Below are 25,711 nucleotides of genomic sequence, written 5' to 3'. Positions count from 1 at the left end.
TTGAACCAACCCACGTTCGCCGCCGAAGACACGCTGCCGCGGGTACCGCTGCCGACACTCGACGACAGTTGCGCGCGGTTCCTGCAGTGGTGTCAGCCCCTGCTCGGCGCCGAGGAATACGCCACCACCGAGGGCGCGGTAGCCGAGCTGCTGCGCCCCGGCGGGGCCGGGCGTGCCCTGCACGCCGCGCTGGCCGAGTACGACGCCACCCCCGGCGTCGGGAGCTGGCTCGACGAGTTCTGGCCGTCGCGGTATCTGGGTCGTCGTGACCGGATCGCATTGAACGCCAACTTCGTCTTCCTGTTCCGCGACGACACTCCACTGGCCGCGTCGACCGTCGCCGGTCAGACCGAGCGGGCCGCCGCGATCATCGGGGCGGCAGTCGACTACAAACTGGCCCTCGATGCGGAGAAGATCCCGCCGGTCACCCAGCGCGGTACGCCACTGTCGATGTGGCAGAACAAGTACCTGTTCTCCGAGACCCGCATTCCCGGTCTCATCCAGGACAGTGTGCGCAAGCCGTACAGCCCGGAATGGCCGGGTCCCTCGGATGCCCACCACATCGCGGTCTTCTACCGGGGCAACATCTTCCGGATGGACGTCATCGGGGCCGACGGCGCGCCGTACGCGTTCGAGGACGTGGTCGACGGGCTGCAAGCGGTGATCAAGGGCGGCACCAAGCCCGCCGCGGCCGACACCTCCGTCGGACATCTCACCACGAAGGCCCGCGCGGAATGGGCCCGCAGCCGCGCGGACCTGCGCACCGAGCCCGCCAATGTCGAGGCGTTCGACGCGGTGGAGACGGCACTGTTCTCGGTGTGCCTCGAGGACTTCGCGCCCCGCGACGAACTGCACGCCTGCGACCAGCTGCTCCACGGTGACAGCGGCAACCGCTACTTCGACAAGTCGGTGTCGTTCATCGTCTTCGCCGACGGTCAGGCCGGTATCAACATCGAACACTGTGGGCTCGACGGCACCACCGTGCTGTCGTTCGTCGACGCACTGCTCGAGCGCACCGCGCAGGACCACGCGGCGACCAGCGGGGCGCAGTCGCAGGGGTTGCCCTCGGTGGAGCCGATCGAGTTCGTGCTCGACTCGGCCGCCCGCGCCGACATCGCCGCGGCGGGCGCCGACTTCGCCCGCTTCGCCGCCGACACGGCCACCTCGCTGGTGTCGTTCGAGGACTTCGGCACCGGTGAGGCCAAGAAGCTGGGCATCTCACCCGATGCCTTCGCCCAACTCAGCTACCAGCTCGCCCACCGGCGCAGCAAGGGCCTGACCGGCGCCACCTACGAGTCCATCGCCACCCGCCAGTTCCGCAACGGCCGCACCGAGGCCATGCGCGTGGTCACCCCGGAGATGGTCGCGTTCGTCGACGCGATGACCGACCCCGAGGTCGATCAGGAGACCAAGCTGGCAGCGGCACGGACCGCCGCGTCCGCCCATGTCGCCCGTGCGAAGGAATGCCAGGCCGGGCAGGCGCCCGAGCAGCACCTGTGGGAACTGGAGTGGATCCAGCGCCGCCGTGGCGAACAGCTCGGTGTCGCCGACGAGCGGATCGCGCTGTTCGACAGCCCCGGCTGGACGATCATGCGCGACGACTACCTCTCGACCAGTTCGGCGCCGTCGAAGTACATCCGCTACTTCGGTTTCGGCTCGACGAGTCCGCGCTGCATCGGCATCGCCTACGTGCTGCTGCCGGATCGCTGGAACATCTACCTGGCCACCCCGAAATCGGTGTCCGACCAGATGTACGCCTTCGCCGACCACCTGCGCACCGCGGTCGCCGACCTGCGCGAACTGCTGGCCGCGCCGGCGTGATCGTTTCCCGGCGTGCCGCATCGCGCGGTGCGCCGGGAAAACCGCTGGGTCGGGTATGAAACAATCTCTACTCGTGAAGAACTTCGAATCCCTGTTCGCCGAGCTGACCGAGCGTGCCCAGACCCGTCCCGAGGGCTCTGGCACCGTGGCCGCGCTGGACGCAGGCGTTCATTTCCAGGGTAAGAAGGTCCTGGAAGAAGCCGGTGAGATCTGGCTGGCCGCCGAGCACGAAAGCGATGAGGCGCTCGCCGAGGAGATCTCCCAGCTGCTGTACTGGGTCCAGGTGATGATGCTGGGTCGTGGGCTCAAGCTCGAGGACGTGTACCGACATCTGTGACGGCTGATCCGTCCTGATCTCCGCTACCCCTCCTCGAAAGGTCCCCATCCTCATGTTGCGTGTCGCAGTTCCCAACAAGGGCGCACTGTCGGAGTCCGCCGCCGCCATCCTGAGCGAGGCCGGCTACCGCAAACGCACCGACTCCCGCGACCTCACCGTTCTCGACCCCGCGAACCAGGTCGAATTCTTCTTCTTGCGTCCCAAGGACATCGCCATCTACGTCGGTTCCGGCGAGCTGGACCTCGGCATCACCGGCCGCGACCTCGCGCTGGATTCGGGTTCCCCGGTCAGCGAGCGCCTCTCGCTCGGCTTCGGTGGCTCCACCTTCCGCTACGCGGCCCCCGCCGGCCAGGACTGGAAGGTACAAGACCTCGCCGGTAAGCGCATCGCCACGTCCTTCCCGAACCTGGTGCGCACCGACCTGGCCCGCTTCGGGGTGGAGGCCGAGGTGATCCGCCTCGACGGCGCGGTCGAGATCTCGATCCAGCTCGGCGTCGCCGATGTCATCGCCGACGTCGTCGGCTCGGGCCGCACTCTGCGCCAGCACAACCTGGTCGCGTTCGGTGACTCGCTGTGTGACTCCGAGGCGGTGCTGATCGAACAGGCGGGCTCCGCCCCCGACAACCGCACCCGCAACCAGCTCATCGCCCGCGTACAGGGTGTGGTGTTCGCGCAGCAGTACCTGATGCTCGACTACGACTGCCCCAAGTCGCTGCTCGACCAGGCAGTCGCCATCACCCCCGGCCTGGAATCGCCGACCGTCTCCCCGCTCACCGACCCCGACTGGGTCGCCGTCCGCGCCCTCGTCCCCCGCAAACAGGGCAACGAACTGATGGACCGCCTCGCGGAACTGGGCGCCAAGGCCATCCTCGCCACCGACATCCGCTCCTGCCGAGCCTTCTGACATCGGTTCTGTTCGTAGGCCCTCACCTGTACCGCAGGTGAGGGCCTTCCTTCTTTCTCCTGAGCGAGCCGTTTGAGCTACCGCGGGCGGAGGGTTTCGACCATTTCCTCGACTTCACCCGGGCGAACCGCCACCGATCCTGCGCCACAGTGATCAGTGCGTCGGAAGATTCGCCGGTGTCGAACCCGGAATCGGTCACTCGTCTCGATGTCCTTGCGCGTCAAATATTATTCTCGTCGAGATCACGGACGACGTTGCGAATGGCTTCGCCAGGCCGCGCAACCACAGTGCTGCCTCGTCATCGGAGGTTTCGTCCTGCAATGCCCAGTTGCCGTGCGCGGCCACCATCCACGACAGTGTTCCTGGCGGTTGTGGAGACGCGAGAAGCGTTTCGATCGCTTCGGCGTCGCGCAACACGGTTCCCTTGTTGAGCCGGGCCGTCCTCGAGATGTCGCTGCGCAATTCGTCCAGTTAGATTTTGTCGCCGGGCACGGGGCCCAAATCGGGGACTTTCCATGTGCCGTACAACGACTTTGTGAGTTCAACGGTATCAGGCAATGATTCGGCCAGATCGCGAATCCAGGAGGCGAACGACACATTGCTTTCCCGCACCGGATCGTATCCGCAGAAGATGGAGAATGTTGGGTCGGACGCGGTCAGGTCTTGAGGTCTGAAATAGTAGAACATATAACCCTGGTGGGTCTGGAAAATGAAGGCATTTTCGAATGGCGTGAAATCGGACTCGTAATCGTCGACAACGATTTCCCTGGCCATCTCTTTGGCCTCTAGGAGCCACCCGTAATCCCATTCGCCGTCTTGGCTCAGCCAGTACGGGTTCTTTCCACCGAATTTTAGGAACTCGACATATCGTTCGGGCAGGTGACCGACGCCCTGGGCCGACATCAACGCCTCTACCTGGTGATCGGAGCACCCGAGAACTGTGTTCCTTGCGACGTATCCCTGCGATATCAGAGGCTCGACGATATTTGTCAAATAGCTCATGCTTCCCGACTTCACAGTGTTGGTCTGCCTTTGGCGACAGGTGGGTAATCCGTGACAAAGTATACCTCAACCTCCAGGTGGCGATACTTGTTGATGAATTCGCTGAGCATGGGACCGCAAGACTCGCAAGGTCGTTGCTCCGAAAAGACAGTCACGCGGCCTGTGACCTGATCTGGATTGTTGTCGCTGTCCGGGAACTCGGCGCGAATCTTGTTAATAAGATGTTCGATCATATTGTTTTCAGCATCGTTGGGGCGAAATCCCCTTGGGGGAGTCGGGTCGGGAACGACGCTATTCGACCGGGTAGGGGGTGCGACTTCCGGTAGTTGTGATCCCCTGGGAGCATTTCGGGTGACATCCGCTTGGCCGCTGAACCCGGCGAAGCTGCCGGTCCGTCCGCCCAGCATGTACTCGACCGCGCCGCCCATTGTCTTCCAGCCCACGCCCGTGACTCGACGGACAGTCCGTTGCAGTTCCACCAAGTGGGCAATGGCTGGATGGGTCTGGTCGACTCGGTGGAAGCTGGCCAACACTTCCTCGAGCGTACGAGCGGGCGGATCCTGGTCGGCCTGCGGACTTGTGCCAGCGTCCTGTTCGGTGTCAGGTTCCTCGCTGGAGCCCGCTCTGCCTGTACCTGGTGAGGTGTTGGGGTCGGGGAGTGTCTCCGGAGTGACAGGGAGTTGACCTGTTTTCACCGCAGGCTGCGTCGGTGTGGGGTTCGGGACGGTGACGTCGTGGGTGTCCGATGGCTCATCGTCGGGCTCATCGTCGTCGTCCTTGCACTCCTTCGGGAGGAGGCCGAGGGGGTCACGCCAGGTCAGGGGATTGTGGGGGTAGGTGTGGGGGTTGGGGCTGGGGGTGAGGCCTAGGGGGTCTCGGGTGAGGTAGCGGGCGGTGTGGGGGTCGTAGACGCGGTGGAAGTTGTAGTGGAGGCCGGATTCGGGGTCGTGGAATTGGCCGGGGAAGCGGAGGGGGGTGCTGGTGGTGCCGTGCCAGGTGGTGTGGCCCCAGAGGGAGATGGTGGCGGTGGCGGTGGGGCGGCCGGTGGTGGGGTCGACGAGTTCGGTGGGGGTGCCGGCGAGGTCGGTGATGACGGCGCAGCACTCGGGGGATGTCGGGTGGTCGATGGTTTGGGTGAGTGGGGTGGGGGTGCCGGGTCGGTATTCCCAGCGGGTTGTTGTTGTGCCCGAGGAGCTTTCGATCAGGCGGGTGTCGTCCCAGGTGTAGTCGGTGTGGGCGAGGACGGTGCCGTCGACGGCGAGGTGTTGTTTGGTGGTGCGGCGGCCGAGGGCGTCGTAGGTGTAGCGCCACCACTGCCGGTCGGGGGTGTAGACGTCGGTGAGCTGGTCGAAGCTGTTGTAGCGGTAGTGCCAGGTGCGTTCGCCGGAGATTTTGCGGATCAGACGGCCCGCGCGGTCGTAGTCGTAGTGGCTGTGCCCGTCGTGGATCAGCAGGTTGCCGCGGTATTCGCGGGGGCCGGTGGTGATGTTGCCGAGCGGGTCGTAGCTGTAGTGCTCGGCCGGGTGGTCGTTGTGGGCGACCGCTGTGACCCTGCCCCCCGCGTCGAGTGTGTAGTCGCGACATAGGGCAGCCGTGTCCGGTCGGGTCGTGCGCTGGGCGGTGAGGTACCCGTCTGCGCGGTAACGGAATTCGTCACGACGGATACTCTGCGGGGCGGGGCGCGTCGGCCCACCGAGATCTAGGGAGACCAGGCGGGCAGGGAACGCCGTCACCTCCTGGCCGACGAGCTGCCCGAGCTCGGTGACCTCACGGCTGACCGCCACCTCGCCGAGGCGCCAGCCGGTGAGATGACCCGCCAGGTTGTACTCGAGGGTGATGTCGTGCTCGCCGATGCCGATGCGGTCGACGCGACCGGCCAGGTCGTGATGCCAGGTGGTTTCCGCCCCGGTGGGGCTGGTGCGGGCGACGCGGCGGCCGTGCTGGTCGTAGGTGAAACACAGCGGCGGCCGAGCATCGACTTGCTCGGATTCGAGCAGTCCCGCCGGGCTGTAGGTGTATTCGATGGTGTGGCACGGTGTCTCACCGTTGCCCGTGGACGCGGTGAGGATGCGACCCGTCGCGTCGTAGGTGTGGCGGATCCAGTCGCCGTCGTCGGTGACGATCTCGGTACGCCTGCCGAGGATGTCGTAGCGATGGCGGCGGGTTGTTCCGGTGGCCGGGGTGACGGTGGCGAGTCGACCGGCGGCATCCCACGTGTACGTGGTAGTCGTTGCGGTGTAATCAGTTTCGGCGACGAGTCGCCCCGCGGTGTCGTATTCGTAGGTCCAGGACTGACGGAGGGGATTGTGGACGGCGATCAGGCGACGTTCGGTATCCCATTCGTACCGGGTGAGCGACCCGTCGGCGTCGGTGCGTGCAGCCAGCAGATCGAACGCGCCGTAAGCGTAGGCGGTGACGCCACCGGCGGGATCGGTGTGGGCGACGATATTGCCTTCACCGTCGTAGGTCCACGATTCGCGGCGATCGTCGGGATGGGTTCTGCTGAGCAGGTTTCCCGCCGGTGACCACTCGTAGTGGGTGACCGCACCGGCCGGATCGACCGTGCGCACCACGCGTCCCGCGGCATCGCGTTCGATGCGGGTGGTCGCGCCGAAGACGTCGACCAAGGCGATCGGCAGTCCGGCGGTATCGACTCGCACCGTCGTGCGCACCCCGTCGACCACAACGTCGGCCGGTGCGCCCGAAGGGTGATAGGTGAACTCGGTGCGGGAACCGGAGGGGTCGGTCGCGGCGAGCAGGTCACCGTTGTCGGACCAGTCACGGCGATGGACCGCACCGTCGGCCGTGGTGATCGTGGACGGCCGGTCACGCCAGGCGTAGTCGTATTCCAGCGAAACACCGTCCGGGCGAACGATTTCCACCGGATCGCCCGCGCCGTTGTAACGGTAGGTGGTGGTTGTCGCCGGGTCTGGTCCGACGACGGTCAGTGGTTTGCGGTCGGCGTTGTAGTCGGTGTGGAAGTGGGCGCCGTCGGGGGTGACGAGGTCGCGGAGTTGCAGCTCACGGTCGAAACCGTGCGACGTGACAGCGCCGAGGGTATCGGTGACCGCGGTCAATCGGCCTGTGCCACCGGGGAATTCGATGTACTCGTAATCGCAGTTCAGGATGCCCGCGGTGCCGCGCTGATGGATGACCCGACCGTACTCGTCGAAGGTGTTGACCATCTGATTGCCGTTGGAATCGGTCCACGACGTCATCCGGTGGTGCGCGTCGTAGGTGTAGTGCGTCGTCGCGCCGACCGCAGTGGTGACGGCCGTCAATTCACCTGACGTATAACCGAATTCGCGGACGGTTTCGTGGTGACCCTCGGCGACCAGCGTGAGGCCGGTGACCCGTCCGCCCGCCGTGTCGACCCGAACCCGGTACCCACCGGAATGCGACACCTCGACCGGAACGCCCTCGGTGTCGTAGTGGAACCGCACCCGGTTGTGATGCCGGTCGGTGATCGCCGAGACGGCGTAGTTCCCGAGCTGTGCATCGAGCCCGTCGAGCCCCGGCTCCGGCGCGAAATGCCAGATCAGCTCGCGGCATCGGTCCCACACCCGGTAGCCGCCGGTGTCGGTGCGGGTCAGCGACCAGGCGCGACCACCGGTGAGCGGGTGCACCGGCTCATCTGCCCCGGCGTGGGGGAAGGCGAGCATGATGCCCTCCTCGCCCACGAAAGTGACACCGCCGTCGGCAACGATGATCCTCGCGTCCAGCGTTCCCGACCACGACGGACCGAACCAGCGACCGAAACGGAAATTCGAATGATGCGATCGGCGCAGCACGAGCGGCAGGACACCCGGTAGCTCCAGATCGGTTTCGGGCAGCAGGAATTCGCCGGTGCTGATGTCGACCGGGTCTTTGGAGCAGGTCTTCTGATCCGGTGTCCGATCGTGCTCGGCGCCGGAGGTGCGCGCATGGTCGTGGGCATCGCGGTCGGCGTCCGCACGGTCTGTGGGGTTGTCTGTGTCGCGGTCGGGGTGGTTGTCTGGATCGCGATCCGGTGTGTTGTCGGGCTCGCGATCCTTGGAGCGATCGGTGTCGGGGTCTCGCTCGGGGGTGCGGTCGGTGGGAGAGTCCGGATCGCGGTCGGTGGGGGAGTCGTGATCGCGGTGGTCCGGTGTGCGGTCCGTGGGGACGTCGGGGTCGCGGCGGTCTGGTGTGCGGTCTGTGGGTGTGTCGGGTTCGCGGCGACCTGGTGTGCGGTCTGTGGGTGTGTCGGTGTGAGGAGTGCGCGGGGTTGCGTGGTGCGGTGTGTCCCGAGTGGGGGAGTCGGTGCGCGGGGTGATTGTCCGGGGTGAGTGCTCGGGGGAGCGGGCTGTGTCGAGAGGACGACCGGGTGAGTCGGGCGCCGCACTCGCGCGTGGGGTGTCCGGGGTGGCACGTGATTCGGGGGTCGAATCACGTTGTTGCCGAGGCGATGTCGGTTCTGGGCGAGCCGGTGATTGCGGGCTGTGTGGGCCCGCCGGGGAAGTGCCGGGCTGGGTGCGGGGAGTCGCGCCGTCGGGATTCGATCGGGGTGCGGTGCCGCTGTCGGGGTGGGCGGTGTGTCCTGGTTGCCAGATCGGCGACGGTGTCGCGGGGTTCGACGTTGACGGGGTGTCGCCGGTGGCAGGGTTCGGCCGGGTGTCCGGGCTCGTCGAGGACGGTGAAGTGTCGCTGGTCGGCCGGATCTCGGGCTCCGAGTTGCCGTTGTTGTCCGAATCCGGGCGAGTAGTGGGCGAATCCGGTCCACCGTCCGCGCGGGGGTGCGGGGCGTCGGAGGGGTACGACAGTCCCGGCGTCGAGTCGCCGCGCTGCGGTGGTACATCGTTCGCCTGCTGATTCGGCGACGAGTCACTGCGCTGGGTCGGGACGTCGGTCTGGTGGTTCGGAACGGGATCGGTGCGCTGCGTCGGTGCATCCTGCTGGTGTGTCGACGCCGGGTCCGCGCGCTGCGTAGGCGTGTCGGTGTGGTGGGCCGGCGCCGGGTCCGTGCGTTGCGTAGGTGTCTCGGTGTGGTTGGTCGGGGCCGGGTCCGGGTGCTGGGTGGGTGTGTCGTTCTGGTGCGTCGGCGTGGGGTCCGTGCGCTGCGGTGTGTGCGGGTCGGTGGTACCTGCCGCTTCCGGACGCGGTTCGGTGCGGGTCGGTGGCGGGTCTGGATCGGGGCTGCGTTCCGGAGCGGACTCTTGGCGGGTGGGCTCGGGCTCACGGGTGGGTGCGGGGTCGGCCGCGGCCGGGTTCGGGTCGTTGTCGGGTTCGGTGCGCGTGTCGGGTTCGGCCTGGCGTGGCTCGGTGCGCTCGGGAGTCGTGTTCCCGCCGGTGCCGGTGCCGGTGTCCTCGGTGCGCGGTGCCGGTGCTTCGCGCTGCGGTGCCGCCTCCACCGGGCGGGTGTTACCCGGCGGCTGATTGTCCGTGGAATTCGGTAGGCCTGCGCTCCGCCGCGGATCCTGCTGTCCCGACGGCTCGGTCTGCCGCGCCGGATTCGGGTCGGGCGAACCGGTGTCCCGGCCGGACACCCGCCTGCCCGCGTCGGCGACCCGCTTGAGTGCCGAGGCCGCCGTCTTCACACTGCCACCACCACCGGTCGCGGCGGTCAGGATGAGGTCGGGGGCGAGCGACCCAGCGAATTCGAACGGGTTGGCCCTGGCTTCTTTCAGGATGGCGTCGACCGCCGCACCCGGATCGGCCACGGCGACAACGAGTCCCGTCCCCAGATCGGACAACCCTTTGGCGTATTCGGCGGGATGGGTGATGTTGTATATATCGGTCGGATTCACCTGGCGGACGAATTGCACCATTCCGGTGACAGCGGTGAGAAATCCGGCGGTGAAATTCAGGGCAGCGTGGTCGAGTACCCCTTTGAGATCGGAGATATTGGCGATCCACCGCTCGCTGAACGGTGGCTCCTTCGGCGCCCGCTCGGTGGCCGTGGTGATCGCGCCGACCGCGATCGACGCGCCGTTGTCGCGCTGAACCCGCGCACCGCGCAGAATCTCGCGCGCCTCGTTGCGCATGGCCGTCCAGGTATCGACGAGCGGATTCGCTTGCTGCTGCTCACCGGTGAGACCGTTCCACCAGGTCTTCTGCCGACGTTCTTCGGAATCGGCGTCTTTCCAGCGGTCGATGGCGGTTTGGGCCTTGCCCTGGGCGGTTTTCACCTCGTTCTGCCAGGCCTTCAGCGCCTCGGCCGCGGCCGCCATCGCGTCGGCTCCGTCGAACCAGAGTTTCGGCTGTTTGTCGTAGACGGCATTGAACGCGTCAGCGCCCTTACCGGTCCACTCGGCGGCATCGATCTTCTGCAGTGCCTGACCGGTCGACTCGATCGCGTCGGCCATTGTGTTCAATGTCTCGGCAGCGGAAGCGATTTCGGAAGGCTCGCCCAGGATCAGCTCTTTGGGGTCCTCGGTCTGGCCCAGTTCTTCCTCTTCGACATCGCCGCCGGTCGCGGAGGCGATGTTGTCGCCGAGATCGTCGAGCGCGTTGCCGATCTTCTCCAGCCCGACGTGTTCGGCCGCGTCACCGACCACGTCCAGGCCGTCGTCGATGATCTGGCCGGCACCCTCGACGACATTCTCAACACCGTCTTCGATCGCGCCGCCGACTTTGTCGATGAAATCGCCGATCCCCACAGGCTATTGGCCCCCCTGCTCCTTCTTCATGATCTGGGCGGCTTGCTCACTCGCACCGGTATTCCAACCGGGCGTTTCACCGGTGAGCAGGCTGCCGGTCACCGGACTCACATTCGCGATCGCCTGCGGCCCCACCGCCTCGATCACTTTCATATTGGTTTGAATATGTTGGCCGGCGTCCTGAAAGGACTTCACGCTGTAATCGGCATTGCGAATGTGGTTGAACGAATTGTCGGCGAACGTCTCACCCCAGGAACGTTTGGTGATCTCCTCCCCCGAAAGGTGTGGATTGCCCGCCATATGCGTCCACATCGTCTTCAGCGTGTCCTCGGACTTGGTTTCCATTTCGTCGTAGCGGCCCGCAGCCAGCCCGAGCGTGCGGGCGATCGAGTTGCCCGCTTGCACCAGTGCGCGCACACCCCACGACCATCGCTCGGTGAACTCTTCGAAGGTCTTCTGCACCGTGTGTTTGCCCGCCTCGAGCGTGGACATCGTGAGCAGTGCGAATCCCCGGCCCATGTTGCCGGTTTCGCCGATGCCCATCTCCGACAGCCCGCCGATGGTGCCCTCGATGCCCTTCGCGGCCTGCTGCAGCACCGCCGGGTCGACTTTCACTGTGGCCATCGCATGCCCCCGTCTGTCGCGTGTTCGGTGAGATCAGGTGGAAACGCCATCGGCGCGGAACCGACGACGTCGATCGCTATTCCGGCGGGTTCGTCGCGCGTATCCAGGTAGTCGCGCAGGCGCCGCCCGAAAATCCAGTGGTAGCGGTAGTCCTGATCCTGGTCGGCGGTGTTGTCGAGGCGATCGCGCGCGGCGATGAACCGGGCGTATTCCTCGATGCTGGTGAACGCGCACAACCAGTCGACGCCACCGAACGGCAGGAAGAAGACCCGGTTCTCGGTGGTGAGCGGAACCAGCAGCGCCGCCTGCTGAAACGCGGCGATCAATGCATCCGCCTGCCCGAATCCCGCGTAGAAGGCTGCTATTTCGGCATGCAGGCGTTCCCGGCCGTCGCCATCGGTCATCCGGCGCAACCTCCCCCCGCACCACTTCCTTCACTCTCGAACGGGAGTGTACGCGAATGACGGCCGTCGGAGGGAGCCCCGAAATCTGGGGGTTGGACCCGGAATTCGTGCGATCGGCGTGAAATGCCGAGGTCGTGAGCCCGGTGGTCGCTCGGTCGAGATCGGTTCAGGGTGAGCGTAATCGGTGTGCGCCGGCGGGTGGCGCGGTTAGTTTGCGGTTCTCGATGAGGAACACAAGGAGTCACAGTGTCGCAAGCAGAGACCGAGCCTCGGCCGGGTAGTGCTTTCAGGTGGAACGAGGATTGGGCGGCGACCGTTGTGGGTCTCGTGCTGATCGGTCTGGTGTTGGTCGGGGCTGTTCCCGAATGGCTGGTGCCGTGATGGTCGAGGCCAGAACTACGACGGAAACCGCGGCGCTGCAGGCGAATCCGCGGCCGACGGCGGTCGACATCGTGGCGGGTATCGCGCTCGTGCTCGTACTCGGGGCGCTGACGCGGTTCTTCGATACCCAGGTGCCGCAGTGGGCGGCGGATACGCCGTTGAAGCGGGTGGCGAAGCCGGTCGAGTATCCGGTGTACGCGATCGCGATCGGGTTGATCGGCAATGTGGTGCTGGGCAGACTCGGTCTGCGGGAACGGCTTTCGGCGGGGTTTCGGACCGAGTTCTTCATCAAGACCGGCGTGGTGCTGCTCGGGGCTTCGATCAATCTGAAGATTCTGGTGACCGCTGCCGCGCCGTCGATCGTGCAGGCGTTGGCGTTGATCACCATCGTCTTCGGGTTCACCTGGTGGTTCGGTGGGGTGCTCGGGCTCGATGACAAGCTGCGGGCACTGCTGTCGTCGGCGGTGTCGATCTGCGGGGTGAGTGCGGCCATCGCGGCGGCGGGGGCGGTGCAGGCGCGGCGGGAGCAGATCGCCTACGCGGCGTCGCTGGTGATCATCTTCGCATTGCCGTCGATCTTCCTGTTGCCCTGGCTCGCTGATGTTTTCGGGCTCTCCGACGCGGTTGCCGGTGCGTGGATCGGGGGCAATATCGACACCACGGCCGCGGTGGCCGCCGCCGGTGCGTTGGCGGGGGAGGAGTCGCTGCAGATCGCGACGATCGTCAAGACCACGCAGAACGCGCTCATCGGTGTCGTGGCGATCGCCCTCACCGCCTGGTTCGCCTTCCGGGTGGATCGCACCGAGGGGGCAGCGCGGCCGAGCATCGGCGAATTCTGGGCCAGGTTCCCGAAATTCGTGCTCGGATTCATCGCCGCCTCGATCATCGGCACCTTGTACCTGCAGTCGGTCGACAAGAAGACCGGTGCCGCGCACATCGCGATCATCAACGACCTGCGCACCTGGTTCCTGATCCTGGCGTTCGTCTCCATCGGCCTCGAGTTCTCGCTGCGAGGGCTGCGAGAGGCGGGATGGCGACCGATCGCGGTCTTCGGGTCGGCCGTGGTGGTGAACCTGGCTGTCGGCCTGGGACTTTCGGTGCTGCTGTTCCGAGACTTCGCCGTGTGAGTCGGCGGTTGCCCGGCGTAATCGCCCAATCGGGCCCTTCAGAATCAGTTTTCTGACTATTTCGGCGCGTTGTGGGCGATTACGCCGGTCTCTGACCTCGGTTCGCGCTGAGTCTGCTTGCCGAGGTGAGGAGTTCGGTGCGGTAGCGGTCGCGGTCGGTGCGTGAGACCGCGGGGTGCAGCGGGCCGATTTGGAGTTCCCAGCGTGGGGTGTGGTCGGCGTCGAAGATGGGGGCCGCCAGATACGCGATCGGTAGTGGGCGATCTTCGGCCAGGTCAGCGGTGGTGTGAGGGTAGCCGCTGAGGGCGGCGAGGAGGCCGAGGACGCGGCGGCGCAGCGGGCCGGTCGTCGGGGAGTGGGCGAGGTGGCCCGCTACTTCGGCGAGGACGTCGAGGGTGCCGAGGTCGTCGGGATCTATGCCCCAGACGGCGAGGCCGGTGGTCTGGATTTCGGTGAGGGCGGCGGTCAGTTCGCGGCGTTGGGTGGGGTCGGCGGTGGCAAGCCAGGCGTGTTGCCGGTCCGGTGGGGAGAAGGCGATGACGGCTGCGGCGGCCGGGGCGCGGAGGGGGAGTCGGGTGCCGACCTGGACGCCCGTCGGGAGACCGCCGCCTGTTCGGTGGTTGGCCTCGATGGCGACGAAGGTCATCGACGTCGCGGTCACCGCCGCCATGGCGGCGCCACAACCGACTCGCTGGGCGAGCGATCGAAGCTCGTCCTGGGCGCCGGGTGGTAGTGCGTCCGGTTGCGCCGACCGGGCCTGATGGTGAGGAAAGGCGGGCCCGAGGCGGTAGGTCAGGTCGTGGGAACGCTGAACCCAGTTGCGGGACTGCAGGGTGGCGAGGATCGCGCCGACCGTGGACCGGCTCAGGGCAAGCCCGTCGGCGATGGCCGCGGCGTTCATCGGTGCCTCGGTGGCGAGGAGTTCGACGATCGAGACGACCCGATCGGTGGGTGGGGACGCGGTCATGGATTTGCCTCTTGTTCTTCCCGGCACCCTCACCTACGGTCTGCGTGCCGAAAACTCGTATAGCTGACACGAATATTCGTGTCCGGAGGATCTTATGACGCCGCCGTCGATTCTGGACCAACTCGATGTCACCGATATCGACTTCGCGTTCCAGGACACTCCCGACCTGCATCATATGCTCGCTGACCTGCGGGAACGCAAACCGTATGCGGTGGTGCCGTTCGCCGGGGTGCGGGCGGTACTGCTGCTGACCCACGATCTGGTGTCGGCCGCGTTCAAGGACGAACAGACCTTTCCCGCACCGGCGGTGTACTCACTCACCACCGAACCGGTGCTCGGGCGAACGCTGCAGTGCATGACCGGCGACGAACATCGGGTCAATCGGGCGATCGTCTCGCCACCGTTCCGGCGCAGCCTGGTCACCGGGTGGATCGAACCGCTGCTCGAGCCGATCGCGCACGAACTGATCGACAGATTCGTCAGGGCGGGCAACACGGACCTGGTCGCCGAGTTCACCACGCGCTACCCGGCCCTCGTCATCAGCAGGCTCCTCGGCCTGCCGGTGTGGGACGAGGCGACCGTGCTGCGCTGGGCCCACGACCTGTTCTATTTCCCGCTGGATCCGCCTGCCGCCCAACGTGCTTCGCGAGAGTTCGCCGAATACGTGGCGCCGATCATCGCCGCCCGTCGTAGCGAGCCCGGCGACGATCTGCTCTCGAAACTCGTCACCGAATCGGTCGACGGGACAACGCTGTCCGACGACCAGGTGCTCGCGTTTCTGCGCCTGCTGTTCCCGGCGGGCGCCGACACCACCATGCTCGCGTTGGGAAACACGGTGTCGGCGTTGCTGACCCACCCCGACCAGCTCGCCGCCGTGGCCGCGGACCCGCAGGAGCAGGCACAGTGGGCGATCTGGGAGGGTCTGCGCTGGGAGCCGCCGGTGGGCTTGCTCCCACGCGCCTGCCCCATCGCCACTCACTGGCAGGGCCTCGACATCCCCGCGATGACCCCGGTGATCTTCGCCATCAACGCCGCCCACCGCGATCCCGCGAAATACCCTGCGCCGCACCGGTTCGACATCACCCGCCACGTCACCACGATGCTGTCGTTCGGGCAGGGCCCGCACAGCTGCCTCGGCAGTTGGCTGGCCCTGGCCGAACTGCGCACCGGGCTGACCGCGCTGATCCAGCGATTGCCCGGACTCCGGCTGGCCGACGACGCACTCGACGATGCCGCGATCACCAGTCAGGTGGGTACCGCGCTGCGCGGTCCGAACGCGCTACGCGTTCGCTGGAACCACACCTGAGCCCCTCGTCGGCCACCGCCCGGCGCGTAGGCTGGAGACCGGATTTGTCCGGACAACCACTGATCGGGGCGAACACATGTCGAACAAGAACGAACACGAAGAGAAGATCGAAAAAGAACAGGTCGAACGCGAGGAAGAACGTCGCCGCCTGGAAGAGGAAGAGGAACGCCGCCTGCGTTAGGCGACGAACGGTCCGACCGGCTCGACAACGCCCTCGGGTCGGTCCACCGAGGACGAGTGCGGGCTCAGACGTCTTCGGGAGTGCGGACCTGGGGGAGGCCGAGGTCGGTGGGGGCGGCGTCGCCGGTGGGCCAGCCAGGGTAGGGGGGTGGGGTGCCGCCGTATTCGGGGCAGAGGGCGTGGAAGTCGCAGTAGCGGCACATCGAATTGCGTTGGGGTGGGAAGTCGCCGGTGCGGCCTGCGTCGAGGATGGCTTGCCAGAGGGCGGTGAGGATGCGGGCGAAGCGGTCGAGTTCGTCGCGGTCGGGGGAGTAGGTGAGCAGCACCTTGTCGGCGAGATAGATCAGGCGCAGTTGGGCCGGGACGATGTCGCGGGTGCGCAGGATCATCAGGGCATAGAACTTCAGCTGGAACAGGGCGCGCGCTTCGTGCATCGGACCGGGTGAGCGACCGGTCTTGTAGTCGACCACGCGCAGCATGCCGTTCGGCGCCACATCGATCCGGTCGACGAAACCGCGCAGCGGAATGTCGCCGTCGAGGTCGACCTCGACCCGCTCCTCCAGCGCGTGCGGTTCGAACCGGCGCGGGTCCTCCAGTTCGTAGTAGCTCGCGACCAGCTTGCGCACCTCGCTGAACAAGGTCTCCGGCCCGCCGTCGGCGACGAGCTCGTCGAGGCCGTCCCGATCGGCCCGCACCCGGTCCCACGCTGCCGGCACCAGGTCTGCCGCCCGCTCCGGCTGACGCTCGTCCGCGGGCAACCCGAACAGATCCTCCAGCACCGCGTGCACGACGGTCCCACGCACCGCGGCCCGCGACGGCGGTTCCGGCACCCGATCGATCGCCCGCAACCGGTACTTCAACGGGCACTGCTTGAAATCGCTTGCCCGCGAAGGCGACAACGCCGGACGCGACCTGTGCACCGGTGCGTCAGAGGCGTTCGCGACCGGTACATCGGCGGTGTCGGAGGTCATGGGTTCGGACAGGGGCACTGACATAGTCGGAGGTTAACGGCAGCCACCGACACCGATCGCCGATCCGAGCCATCACAGCCGTGGATTCGGGGGATATGGGCTGGGTCTGCCAGGATCACCGCATGCGAATGTTCCGGGTGGGGGCGGTCTTGGCCGCGGTGATCATGGTGAGTGCGTGTCAGGAGCCGGGTAAGACGGTTCGAGTGCCGGTCAGCACGACCGCTACCGCTGTGCCGACGACAACCGAGCAGGCCGACGAGCAGAGCCTCGCCACGGGCAAACTCGCCGAGGGTCTGCGGATGGCGGAAGTGCTGGCGCTGCCCACCGACATCGACCCCGCCTACCCGCGACACGTCGGCTCGAATGTGCTGACCTCGGCACGGTTGATGATCGTGACCGGACACCACAAGGCGATCGAAGAGGTCGCTGACGAGCACAGACTCCTCGCCGGATTCGTCACCGAGCGCTTCAACGGCGCCGACGCGTCGGCCGACAGAAGTTGGCTCACGCACGGGGTGATGCGCTTCCCGAATGCCGCGACCGCGGCCACGGCGGCTGCCGACTTCGCCGTGGCCGCCACCGAACAACAAGGGATGCTGCAAACCGGAAAGTGGACTCCGGCAATGCTTCCCGGCTCGCCCGCCACCCAGCTGGTCCTGCTGGAAGACCGTGGCAGGCTCAGCGGCATGGCGTTCACGCCGCAAGACGAGTTCGTCGTGTTCACCGAGGTGCAGGCGGGTGGTCGGCCCGATATCGAACGGACGATCACCAAGGCACTGGAACGTCAACGGCCGCTGCTGGATTCGTTCACTCCCACGCCCGAACGCGAACTGGCGAAACTGCCCTACGACCCGGACGGCATCTATGACCTGTCGGTCGGTGACAACGGTTCCGGCCGTGGTGCCTACCGGCAGCACGGCGCGCTGTTGTTCGCCGAGGACCAGCAGGCGGCGGTTTCGTTGTACCGCGAGGTAGGGGTCAGCGCGATGGCGATCCAGGGAAGCACCGTCTACCGCACCACGGACTCCGCGGGTGCGGCGAAGCTCGCTGCCGCGACCTCGGCCGCGATCGCCGCGGCCTGGACCAAGTCCGTGGCACCCGCGCCCTCGGACGTCCCGGGTGCTACCTGCCTGACCAACGGCGAGGAGCACGCCAACGCCTGGGTCTGCCTGGTGACCGGCGGACGGTACGTCGGTGAGGTCTGGGGCAAGTCCCAGGACGAGACCCATGCGGCGGCGCGTGAGCAGCAGCGGGTTCTGGCTGCCGCGAAGTAGCCCTGTTCGGGGCGTGGTCGGGCGGACCTGGCAGGCTGGTTACTCCAACGGAGAACGGAGATACATTGACGGCCAGACGAACGGGACCGTTCGCGATCGGGGACCGCGTGCAGCTGACCGACGGCAAAGGACGCCTCTTCACGGTGGTGCTGGAGGAGGGGAAGGAATTCCATACCCACCGCGGCGGCATCAAGCACGACGACCTCATCGGCAAGGATGAGGGCACCGTGGCGAAATCGGTCAACGGGACCCCGTATCTGGCCCTTCGCCCGCTGCTCACCGACTACGTGCTGTCGATGCCGCGCGGTGCCGCGGTGATCTACCCCAAGGACGCCGCCCAGATCGTGCACGAGGGCGATGTGTTCCCCGGTGCGCGCGTGCTGGAAGCCGGCGCGGGTTCTGGTGCGCTGACCTGCTCGCTGCTGCGCGCGGTCGGCCCTGAGGGTGAGGTGATCTCGTACGAGATCCGCGACGACCATGCCGAGCACGCCGTGCGCAATGTGGAGACGTTCTTCGGTGAGCGTCCGCCGAACTGGTCGATCACCATCGCCGATGTGGCCGAGTACGAGGGCGAGCCGGTCGACCGGGTCGTGCTCGACATGCTCGCACCGTGGGACGCGCTGCCCGCGGTGTCGAAGGCACTGGTGCCCGGCGGTGTGCTGGTGGTCTACGTCGCCACCGTCACCCAGCTGTCGAAGGTGGTCGAGGCGCTGCGTGAGCAGGAGTGCTGGACCGAGCCGCGCTCGTGGGAGTCGATGGTGCGTGGTTGGCACGTCGTCGGTCTTGCCGTGCGCCCCGAGCACCGGATGCAGGGCCACACCGCGTTCCTGGTGAGCGCGCGGCGCCTGGCCGAGGGCACCGTGACCCCCAAGCCGCAGCGTCGTCCGTCGAAGGGCTGAACTCCGAGCCCGTAGCCCGGTGGATCTGCCGGGTTACGGGCGGGTGAGCAGGCGGGCCGTCAGCAAGCCTGCGGCCGCGCAGGCGAACCAGAACCAGCCGTCCGGGGTGAGCCCGAACCGCACCGCCTGCAGCAGCGCGCATCCGGCCGCGCTCACAGCCACGACCACGGCCGCCGACCGGACACCGTGCACCTGCCGGACCGTGTCGTCCCACCATCGCACCGGAGTGTTCTCCAACCCACGCAGGGCGAGGAACAACCCCGCGGTCACCGCCGTCGTCACGACGAGCTGTGCGGCGGTGATCAGCCAGAAGCCGGGCTGCGCCGGGTTCGAGCGGTCGATGCCGGCGACGTGGCTGAGCACGAGCACGGTGAGCAGCGCGGGCATGTGCCACAGGTACAGCGTCATGGCGCCGGTATTGCCGATGACGGTCGCCCACCACACCCTCGGACGTGCGGCGACACCGCGCAGCCACGGTGCCGCGGCGATGGCGGCACAGCACACCACCACCGCGTGTCCGGCCAGCAGCAGCGACGGCGGCGCCAGATTGGACAGGCGCTGCCCCGGCACCGTCACCAGGCTGACCTCGTACGGGCCGAACGCGACGAGCGCGATATCGACGACGAACGCCCCGGCGGCGAGTACCCCGGCCACCCGACGCGACAGCAATCCACGCAGGTACCCGATGCCGAGGACCGCGGGAATCAACCACACCAGAAAGTTCACATATCCGACCTCGGCCGGAGCGCCGGCGAACCGCACGGCATCGATCACCGCCGTGAGCACGACGATCGCACCGACCGCGACGAACATCCGGCGTCCGGTGGCGACAACCCGGGCGAGCGCGGGTGTGAACGCCAGCACCACCAGGTACACGCCGAGAAACCACAGCAGCTGAACACTGGTCACCGCCAGCGGCCGATGCCAGCCGGGTGCCAACAAGCGCTGAGCCACCGCGACCAGCACCGCCGAGGCCGCCAGAAAGTATCCCAGTGGTCGCACCAGCCGCTGCGTGCGCCGGAAAAGCCAAGCACCCCACGATGTTCCAGGTCCGATGCCCCGCGCCCCGGCGGCCACCCCCGCGAAGAAGAACAGTGGAAGCACCTGCAGCACCCAGGTGAGCGGCTGCAGCGCGGGCAGGTCGGCGAGCACATTGCCGAAGTGCACCTCGGTGCCCGACACCGTCACGGTCAGCATCAGGCAGTGGCCGAAAACCACGACCACCAGCGACGAGATGCGCAGCAGATCCAGGAACCGATCACGATCGGCCGGAGTATTCGCGGCGACCACCGCGACACTGGGAACAACACTCATGGCACAGACGATCCCAGACCGCGCGCCGCCGACACAGCGCACAACTACCCGCCGCCCGAGTGGAACTACTCGAGCACGAGCCCGCAACCTTGCGCAGCCAAGCGCTGAACTGTTGGCACACAACGGATTTCCTCGGTGACCGAGGGCAGTCCGTTACCTGGAATTCACGGGAGCGAACACACGGCAGCGCGTAAGGCGCGTTATGGTGAATGCGCGACGTCGGGGGCGACAGTCGCAACCCGACTCTGCGTGGGGCACTGCAGAATTCGTACCCCTCGGCCGTGCCCGGAACGGGGGAGGGGCGCGCCGTGGACAAGGACGGGACCCATGCCGAACAGTCGATTCCTGCGCCGAATGGCGCTTGTTGCCGTGCTCGCCGCAGTGGTCATCGCCCCACCGGTGGCCGCCCAGCCGGTCAACATCGTGTCCAACGCGGGGATGGAAACCCTTGGCGGCGACGGATTTCCGCAGTGCTGGGAGAAGTCCGGGTGGGGCACGCACGATTTCACCTTCACTGTCACGCCGCAGGCGCACACCGGGACGTCGGCCATGCGCGTCGAGATCGGCGCGCACACCTCCGGTGACCGCAAGGCGATGATGCTCGAAAGTGCTGCTTGCGCACCGCAAGTGACCGTCGGGCATCAATACGACCTGTCGGTCTGGTACACCAGCACGACGCCCGACACCGTGTTCACGGTCTTCCGGCACGACATCACCGCCGGGTGGCAGTACTGGACCGACCTGGCCTCGCTGCCGGTCGCGGGCGGCTACACCGCGGCCCAGGTCCGCACCCCGGCCGTGCCGCCGGGGACCGACCAGATCACCTGGGGTGTCTCGATCTACGGCACCGGCGTCCTCACCACCGACGACTACGGCATGGTCGACGCGACGACCACCCCACCGCCGCCGACCTGCACCGGCACGCCTGCCCAGTGCGCTGCGGGCAGTTGGGAGGTGCTGGCGATGCCCGCCCCGGTGCGCGGCGTCCACGCGGCCGTGCTGCCGACCGGCAAGGTGCTGCTCATCGCGGGCTCGGGCAACGACCCCGACGCCTTCGCCGCCGGCACCTTCGAAACCGCGGAGTTCGACCCGGCGACCAACCAGTTCACCGAACTTGCCACCCCATGGGATGTGTTCTGCGCCGGGCACGCCCAACTGCCCGACGGCAAGCTGCTCGTGATGGGCGGCACGGCGGCCTACACCGCGCCCGAGCACGGCTACAAGGGTCTGCGCGACTCCTACCTGTTCGATCCGGCGACCTCGTCTTATGTCCGCACCAACGACATGATCGCCGGGCACTGGTACCCCTCGGCGACCTCGCTCGGCAACGGTGACGTCCTCTCGCTCGGCGGTCTCGGCGAGGATTCCAGCGGAACCGTTGTCACCGAACGGTTCTCGGCCGCACAGAACCGCTGGCTCGGTCTCAACGAAGTCAACCAGACGTGGAGCTTCTGGGGCCTGTACCCGGCGATGATCCTGCTGCAGGACGGACGCCTGTTCTATTCCGGCGCACACGTTTTCGGCAACGCGCTCCCCGGATCGGGCGCCTCGATCTACGACTACGACGCCGGCACCATCGTCGACATCCCCGGCCTGCGCAACAAGGACGAACGCGACCAGGCGATGAGCGTGCTGCTGCCACCCGCCCAGGACCAGCGCGTGCTCACCATGGGCGGCGGCAACACCTTCACCAACCCCGACGCCCACCGGCTGACCGATCTGATCGACCTCAAACAGGGCAATCCGACCTACCAGGCGGGCCCGCCGATCCCCACCGGCACGCTCACCGGCGGCGTCCCGCAGACGGCCACCCAGGGCAAGATGTATCCGTCGGCGGTGATCCTGCCCGACGGCACCGTGTTCGAAACCGGTGGCGCACTGCACAATCGGGCCGACCCGGTCTTCGAATCCTCGATCTTCGATCCCGTGACGAACACCTTCGCCGCGGGCATGGCGACCGATCCCGTGCCGCGTGGCTACCACTCCTCGGCGTTCATGCTCCCCGACGGACGGGTCATGACGGTCGGCGAGAACCCGGCCGACGGATCCTTCGACCAGCGGGTCTCGATCTACTCACCGCCCTACCTGTTCAAGGGCGCACGACCGCAGATCACCGCCGTCGCGAGCCAGCAGTGGACCTACGGCAGCGCGCAGCAGATCTCGGTGAACGGTCCGGTGGTGAAGGCGTCGCTGATCCGGCCCGCCGCGGTGACCCATTCCTCGGATCCGAATCAGCGCTACGTCGACCTGCCGCTCACCGTCGCGGGCGGCACCGTCACCGCCAATGTCACCTCGAACCCGAATATCGCCCCGCCGGGCTGGTACATGCTCACGGCCGTGAACGCGGCCGGGGTGCCCTCGGTGGCCCAGTGGATCCAGCTCGGCTGAAAGGCAGACCAGTGCAGCGCAGATTTCTCACCGGGACCGCCGCCGCGGCCCTGCTGGCCGCCCTCACGCTCACGGTGCTCGCCGACACCGAGCAGTCGGCCTCGGCCGCGCCCGCGTCGGTCGCCGAGCCCGCCCCGCACATCCTGCCGTTCGCCGACGTGCCGAAGGGGCCCAAACGTGGCCCGTCCGCACGCGGCAACATCGCCGAGAAGGTCGAGGCGAGCATCGACGGCTGCGACCACCGCTACGGCACCGCCGCGCAATGTGTGCCGTGGACGTTGCCCGCCGGGGTGAAGAACAAAGACCAGTGCGCGTGGTTGGCGGCGCACGGACTGCGATCGCTGCGCGTGGTGGGTGAGGACCGGCTCAGGTTGGACAACAACCGCGACGGGATCGCCTGCGGCGCCGGCGACTGAGTTCAGGTGCGTGATCTTGGTGCCTGAGCGGCGTGCAGGGCGACCGCACAGTCCAAGGGGTACAAACACGGGCCATCTGGCTGATGCCGACCGGTCAGGCGGGCGTGCAGGGAGCCTGGGCGAAACCGAGCAGCAGGCAACCGCTGGTGTTGGACAGCTTCCAGGTGCCGTCTTGCTGCTCCCAGGTCATCGGGAACGAGGGCGCGGTGCCGTGCGGTGAGGTGATCGTCACGTCGGCGGTGGCCTTGCCGTCGCTGGTCGCGACGTTGTCGACGGCGAAAGTCAGGGTGTAGCCGCCGAGCATGCCGTTCATCTGATCGATGTTCGGCTTGATCGCGTCGCCGCCGACGATCAGTTTCGCCTTCTCGTCGGTGGATACTCCCGGATCGGCGAATTTCGTCAACGTCGCCTTCAGGGAATCGGCGGTGGGGGCGGCGGCGTTGTCACCGGAAGGCGCCGGAGTTGCCGAAACGCTGGACGGAGCGGCCGCGATGCTGGTACTGCTCGTGGTGGCATTCGTCGAGGAATCGTCGGAGCCGCAACCGGTCAGTCCGACGGTGACGGCCAGCGCCGCGGCGGCGACGGTGAAAGGGAACGTGCGGGGAGGAAGGTGCATGCTCAGCAAACCTCTCGACTCGGTGGGCGAGTGCCCCGTACGGGCTGCTAGGGCAGCCTAACAGGTGCAAATCGGTGGTTGATGTCGTACCGACCGTACAAGATGTGATCACGACGAAACCATGTCGGAAAGCGAGAACGGACCGCGCCCGGTAGCGTTGATAGACCGGGACTGGGAGGAGCAGCATCATGAGCCCCAACGAGAATTCGGATTCGGCGGCCTGGCGAGAGCTCGAGGCGGTACGCGCCGAGTCGGCTGCTCTTCGCAGGCAACTCGCCGATTCGCCGGATCGCGCACGCGAATTGGAAGCCAGGATCGATTCGCTGACCATCCGCAACGGCAAGTTGATGGACACGCTCAAAGAAGCGCGCCAGCAACTGATCGCGTTGCGCGAGGAAGTCGATCGCCTCGGCCAGCCGCCGAGCGGATACGGCATCGTCATCGGCGTCTACGAGGATCAGACGGTCGACGTCTTCACCTCCGGACGCAAGATGCGCCTCACCTGCTCGCCCAATATCGACGCCGACGCACTGGAATACGGCCAGACCGTGCGCCTCAACGAGGCACTCACCGTCGTCGAGGCCGGAAATTTCGACGCCATCGGCGAAATCGGCACGCTGCGTGAGATTCTCGACGACGGCAGGCGCGCCCTCGTGGTGGGCCACGCCGACGAAGAACGCGTGGTGTGGCTGTCGGGTCCGCTGTCCAAGATCGCCGAAGTCGACGACATGACCGACCCCGATGTGCCGATTCGCAAACTGCGGCCCGGTGATTCGCTGCTGGTGGACACCAAGGCGGGCTTCGCGTTCGAGCGGGTGCCCAAGGCCGAGGTCGAAGACCTTGTGCTGGAAGAGGTTCCCGACGTCGACTACACCGACATCGGTGGTCTCGGTCGCCAGATCGAGCAGATCCGCGACGCGGTGGAACTGCCATTCCTGCACAAGGACTTGTTCCGCGAGTACGCGCTGCGCCCGCCCAAGGGTGTGCTGCTCTACGGTCCGCCCGGGTGCGGTAAGACGCTGATCGCCAAGGCGGTGGCCAACTCCCTCGCCAAGAAGATCGCCGAATCGCGTGGTCAGGATGCCAAGGAAGCCAAGTCGTTCTTCCTCAACATCAAGGGCCCTGAGCTGCTCAACAAGTTCGTCGGCGAGACCGAGCGCCACATCCGGATCATCTTCCAGCGGGCGCGCGAGAAGGCGTCCGAGGGCACCCCGGTGATCGTGTTCTTCGACGAGATGGACTCGATCTTCCGCACCCGCGGCTCCGGTGTCTCCTCCGACGTGGAGACCACCGTTGTGCCGCAGTTGCTTTCGGAGATCGATGGTGTCGAAGGGCTCGAGAACGTCATCGTGATCGGTGCGTCCAACCGCGAGGACATGATCGACCCCGCGATCCTGCGGCCCGGCCGTCTCGATGTGAAGATCAAGATCGAGCGTCCCGACGCGGAATCGGCGCAGGACATCTTCTCGAAGTACCTCACCGAGACGCTGCCGCTGCACGAGAGCGACCTGCGCGAGTTCGACGGCGACAAGCAGGCCTGCGTCGAGGCGATGATCGAGAAGGTCGTCGAGCGGATGTACGCCGAGAGCGACGACAACCGGTTCCTGGAGGTCACCTACGCCAACGGTGACAAGGAAGTCCTGTACTTCAAGGACTTCAACTCCGGCGCGATGATCCAGAACATCGTCGACCGGGCGAAGAAGTACGCGATCAAGTCGGTGCTCGACACGGGTAACCCGGGTCTGCGGATCCAGCACCTGTTCGACTCGATCGTCGACGAGTTCGCCGAGAACGAGGACCTGCCCAACACCACCAATCCCGATGACTGGGCCCGGATCTCGGGCAAGAAGGGCGAGCGGATCGTCTACATCCGCACGCTCGTCACCGGCAAGAACGCCTCGGCCAGCCGGGCGATCGACACCGAGTCCAACACGGGTCAGTACCTGTAGGCACGATCAGCGAAGGCCGCGTCCCGCCTGGGGCGCGGCCTTTGTGATTCTGTTCAGTCTTTTTCGGCGAAAACGCTGCGCGGGAACAAGTGAATAAGGCACGCTTCACTTGTTCGTTTCACCTGATGAGGACTTACGAGGAGCGTTGACATGGCCGGTTCCGCCGCTGATTTGCTGAGCGACATCATCCTGCAGACCATCCAGAACCTGTTCA

20 protein-coding genes are annotated in these 25,711 nt (G+C 66.6%); 11 read left to right on the top strand and 9 right to left on the bottom strand.

Annotated features, from left to right (window positions below; translation table 11 throughout):
- Genes ACFWUP_RS04415 through hisG form a run of 3 tightly spaced genes read left to right on the top strand, consistent with a single transcriptional unit; the run spans window position 1 to window position 3,062 of the window.
- A complete protein-coding gene (locus tag ACFWUP_RS04415; protein WP_379230616.1) occupies window positions 1–1,821 on the top strand; it encodes a choline/carnitine O-acyltransferase in 1,821 nt (606 codons plus the stop codon).
- Between the two features lie 55 nt (window positions 1,822–1,876).
- Window positions 1,877–2,158, top strand: coding sequence for a phosphoribosyl-ATP diphosphatase (locus ACFWUP_RS04410; RefSeq protein WP_174562637.1), 282 nt, complete (start codon window positions 1,877–1,879; stop codon window positions 2,156–2,158).
- Between the two features lie 52 nt (window positions 2,159–2,210).
- Window positions 2,211–3,062, top strand: a complete 852-nt coding sequence (gene hisG / locus ACFWUP_RS04405; RefSeq protein ID WP_379230614.1) for an ATP phosphoribosyltransferase — start codon at window positions 2,211–2,213, stop codon at window positions 3,060–3,062.
- Between the two features lie 195 nt (window positions 3,063–3,257).
- Here hisG and ACFWUP_RS04400 read toward each other — a convergent pair whose 3' ends face one another.
- Genes ACFWUP_RS04400 through ACFWUP_RS04380 form a run of 5 tightly spaced genes read right to left on the bottom strand, consistent with a single transcriptional unit; the run spans window position 3,258 to window position 11,709 of the window.
- Window positions 3,258–3,524: a hypothetical protein gene (locus tag ACFWUP_RS04400; RefSeq protein WP_379230612.1), complete on the bottom strand. Its 267-nt coding sequence runs from the start codon at window positions 3,522–3,524 to the stop codon at window positions 3,258–3,260.
- Window positions 3,525–3,533: 9 nt separating this feature from the next.
- A complete protein-coding gene (locus ACFWUP_RS04395) occupies window positions 3,534–4,064 on the bottom strand; it encodes an SMI1/KNR4 family protein (RefSeq protein WP_379230610.1) in 531 nt (176 codons plus the stop codon).
- Window positions 4,065–4,075: 11 nt separating this feature from the next.
- Window positions 4,076–10,681, bottom strand: a complete 6,606-nt coding sequence (locus tag ACFWUP_RS04390; RefSeq protein WP_379230608.1) for a putative T7SS-secreted protein — start codon at window positions 10,679–10,681, stop codon at window positions 4,076–4,078.
- A 3-nt stretch (window positions 10,682–10,684) separates the two neighbouring features.
- The gene (locus tag ACFWUP_RS04385; RefSeq protein ID WP_379230606.1) at window positions 10,685–11,305 is read right to left on the bottom strand and encodes a hypothetical protein; all 621 of its coding nucleotides are present in this window, start codon (window positions 11,303–11,305) and stop codon (window positions 10,685–10,687) included.
- The gene (locus tag ACFWUP_RS04380; RefSeq protein WP_379230604.1) at window positions 11,293–11,709 is read right to left on the bottom strand and encodes an SseB family protein; all 417 of its coding nucleotides are present in this window, start codon (window positions 11,707–11,709) and stop codon (window positions 11,293–11,295) included. The genes ACFWUP_RS04385 and ACFWUP_RS04380 overlap by 13 nt, the downstream gene beginning before the upstream one ends.
- A gap of 246 nt (window positions 11,710–11,955) precedes the next feature.
- Here ACFWUP_RS04380 and ACFWUP_RS04375 point away from each other — a divergent pair, with 246 nt between their 5' ends.
- Both ACFWUP_RS04375 and ACFWUP_RS04370 read left to right on the top strand, forming a co-directional pair.
- Entirely contained in the window at window positions 11,956–12,090 is a 135-nt protein-coding gene (locus ACFWUP_RS04375) for a hypothetical protein (protein WP_379230602.1), read from the top strand.
- On the top strand, window positions 12,090–13,217 hold the full coding sequence (locus tag ACFWUP_RS04370) for a YeiH family protein (protein WP_379230601.1): 1,128 nt from the start codon (window positions 12,090–12,092) through the stop codon (window positions 13,215–13,217). Before ACFWUP_RS04375 ends, ACFWUP_RS04370 begins: the two co-directional genes overlap by 1 nt.
- Before the next feature lie 79 nt (window positions 13,218–13,296).
- On the opposite strand, the gene ACFWUP_RS04365 is transcribed toward ACFWUP_RS04370, so the two are convergent.
- Window positions 13,297–14,184 carry a helix-turn-helix domain-containing protein gene (locus ACFWUP_RS04365; protein ID WP_379230599.1) on the bottom strand — a complete coding sequence of 296 codons (888 nt, stop codon included), beginning with the start codon at window positions 14,182–14,184 and terminating at the stop codon, window positions 13,297–13,299.
- A 94-nt stretch (window positions 14,185–14,278) separates the two neighbouring features.
- On the opposite strand from ACFWUP_RS04365, the gene ACFWUP_RS04360 reads away from it, so the two are divergent.
- The gene (locus tag ACFWUP_RS04360) at window positions 14,279–15,490 is read left to right on the top strand and encodes a cytochrome P450 (RefSeq protein WP_379230597.1); all 1,212 of its coding nucleotides are present in this window, start codon (window positions 14,279–14,281) and stop codon (window positions 15,488–15,490) included.
- Between the two features lie 245 nt (window positions 15,491–15,735).
- Here the strand turns inward: ACFWUP_RS04360 and ACFWUP_RS04355 are convergent, their stop codons facing one another.
- Window positions 15,736–16,641: a RecB family exonuclease gene (locus ACFWUP_RS04355; protein ID WP_379230962.1), complete on the bottom strand. Its 906-nt coding sequence runs from the start codon at window positions 16,639–16,641 to the stop codon at window positions 15,736–15,738.
- A 122-nt stretch (window positions 16,642–16,763) separates the two neighbouring features.
- Between ACFWUP_RS04355 and ACFWUP_RS04350 the strand changes: the two genes are divergently transcribed.
- Window positions 16,764–17,915, top strand: coding sequence for a hypothetical protein (locus ACFWUP_RS04350; RefSeq protein ID WP_379230595.1), 1,152 nt, complete (start codon window positions 16,764–16,766; stop codon window positions 17,913–17,915).
- A gap of 65 nt (window positions 17,916–17,980) precedes the next feature.
- On the top strand, window positions 17,981–18,814 hold the full coding sequence (locus tag ACFWUP_RS04345; protein ID WP_379230593.1) for a tRNA (adenine-N1)-methyltransferase: 834 nt from the start codon (window positions 17,981–17,983) through the stop codon (window positions 18,812–18,814).
- A gap of 33 nt (window positions 18,815–18,847) precedes the next feature.
- On the opposite strand, the gene ACFWUP_RS04340 is transcribed toward ACFWUP_RS04345, so the two are convergent.
- Entirely contained in the window at window positions 18,848–20,128 is a 1,281-nt protein-coding gene (locus tag ACFWUP_RS04340) for an acyltransferase family protein (protein ID WP_379230591.1), read from the bottom strand.
- 327 nt (window positions 20,129–20,455) lie between these two features.
- Here ACFWUP_RS04340 and ACFWUP_RS04335 point away from each other — a divergent pair, with 327 nt between their 5' ends.
- Together ACFWUP_RS04335 and ACFWUP_RS04330 are read left to right on the top strand one after the other, a co-directional pair.
- Window positions 20,456–22,516 (top strand): galactose oxidase-like domain-containing protein, encoded by a 2,061-nt coding sequence (locus ACFWUP_RS04335; protein WP_379230589.1) that lies wholly within the window; start codon window positions 20,456–20,458, stop codon window positions 22,514–22,516.
- An 11-nt stretch (window positions 22,517–22,527) separates the two neighbouring features.
- Complete coding sequence (locus tag ACFWUP_RS04330) at window positions 22,528–22,932, top strand: hypothetical protein (RefSeq protein ID WP_379230587.1); 405 nt, start codon at window positions 22,528–22,530, stop codon at window positions 22,930–22,932.
- A gap of 94 nt (window positions 22,933–23,026) precedes the next feature.
- Here ACFWUP_RS04330 and ACFWUP_RS04325 read toward each other — a convergent pair whose 3' ends face one another.
- Window positions 23,027–23,548, bottom strand: a complete 522-nt coding sequence (locus ACFWUP_RS04325) for a hypothetical protein (RefSeq protein ID WP_379230585.1) — start codon at window positions 23,546–23,548, stop codon at window positions 23,027–23,029.
- A gap of 188 nt (window positions 23,549–23,736) precedes the next feature.
- Here ACFWUP_RS04325 and arc point away from each other — a divergent pair, with 188 nt between their 5' ends.
- Window positions 23,737–25,497 (top strand): proteasome ATPase, encoded by a 1,761-nt coding sequence (gene arc, locus ACFWUP_RS04320; protein ID WP_379230583.1) that lies wholly within the window; start codon window positions 23,737–23,739, stop codon window positions 25,495–25,497.
- Window positions 25,498–25,711 lie beyond the last annotated feature (214 nt).

It is taken from the genome of Nocardia sp. NPDC058658 (assembly GCF_042716665.1).
GTDB lineage: Bacteria > Actinomycetota > Actinomycetes > Mycobacteriales > Mycobacteriaceae > Nocardia.
The sequence above is the reverse complement of the archived record's forward strand: the minus strand, read 5'-3'. Positions and strand labels throughout refer to the sequence as shown.

What these genes read in the sequence shown, in the direction of transcription:
- ACFWUP_RS04340 (WP_379230591.1), bottom strand. Translation starts at nt 20,128, where the DNA reads ATGAGTGTTGTTCCCAGTGTCGCGGTGGTCGCCGCGAATACTCCGGCC.
- ACFWUP_RS04385 (WP_379230606.1), bottom strand. Translation starts at nt 11,305, where the DNA reads ATGGCCACAGTGAAAGTCGACCCGGCGGTGCTGCAGCAGGCCGCGAAG.
- ACFWUP_RS04365 (WP_379230599.1), bottom strand. Translation starts at nt 14,184, where the DNA reads ATGACCGCGTCCCCACCCACCGATCGGGTCGTCTCGATCGTCGAACTC.
- ACFWUP_RS04335 (WP_379230589.1), top strand. Translation starts at nt 20,456, where the DNA reads ATGCCGAACAGTCGATTCCTGCGCCGAATGGCGCTTGTTGCCGTGCTC.
- ACFWUP_RS04350 (WP_379230595.1), top strand. Translation starts at nt 16,764, where the DNA reads ATGCGAATGTTCCGGGTGGGGGCGGTCTTGGCCGCGGTGATCATGGTG.
- ACFWUP_RS04370 (WP_379230601.1), top strand. Translation starts at nt 12,090, where the DNA reads ATGGTCGAGGCCAGAACTACGACGGAAACCGCGGCGCTGCAGGCGAAT.
- ACFWUP_RS04380 (WP_379230604.1), bottom strand. Translation starts at nt 11,709, where the DNA reads ATGACCGATGGCGACGGCCGGGAACGCCTGCATGCCGAAATAGCAGCC.
- ACFWUP_RS04360 (WP_379230597.1), top strand. Translation starts at nt 14,279, where the DNA reads ATGACGCCGCCGTCGATTCTGGACCAACTCGATGTCACCGATATCGAC.
- arc (WP_379230583.1), top strand. Translation starts at nt 23,737, where the DNA reads ATGAGCCCCAACGAGAATTCGGATTCGGCGGCCTGGCGAGAGCTCGAG.
- hisG (WP_379230614.1), top strand. Translation starts at nt 2,211, where the DNA reads ATGTTGCGTGTCGCAGTTCCCAACAAGGGCGCACTGTCGGAGTCCGCC.
- ACFWUP_RS04325 (WP_379230585.1), bottom strand. Translation starts at nt 23,548, where the DNA reads ATGCACCTTCCTCCCCGCACGTTCCCTTTCACCGTCGCCGCCGCGGCG.
- ACFWUP_RS04355 (WP_379230962.1), bottom strand. Translation starts at nt 16,641, where the DNA reads ATGACCTCCGACACCGCCGATGTACCGGTCGCGAACGCCTCTGACGCA.
- ACFWUP_RS04410 (WP_174562637.1), top strand. Translation starts at nt 1,877, where the DNA reads ATGAAACAATCTCTACTCGTGAAGAACTTCGAATCCCTGTTCGCCGAG.
- ACFWUP_RS04395 (WP_379230610.1), bottom strand. Translation starts at nt 4,064, where the DNA reads ATGAGCTATTTGACAAATATCGTCGAGCCTCTGATATCGCAGGGATAC.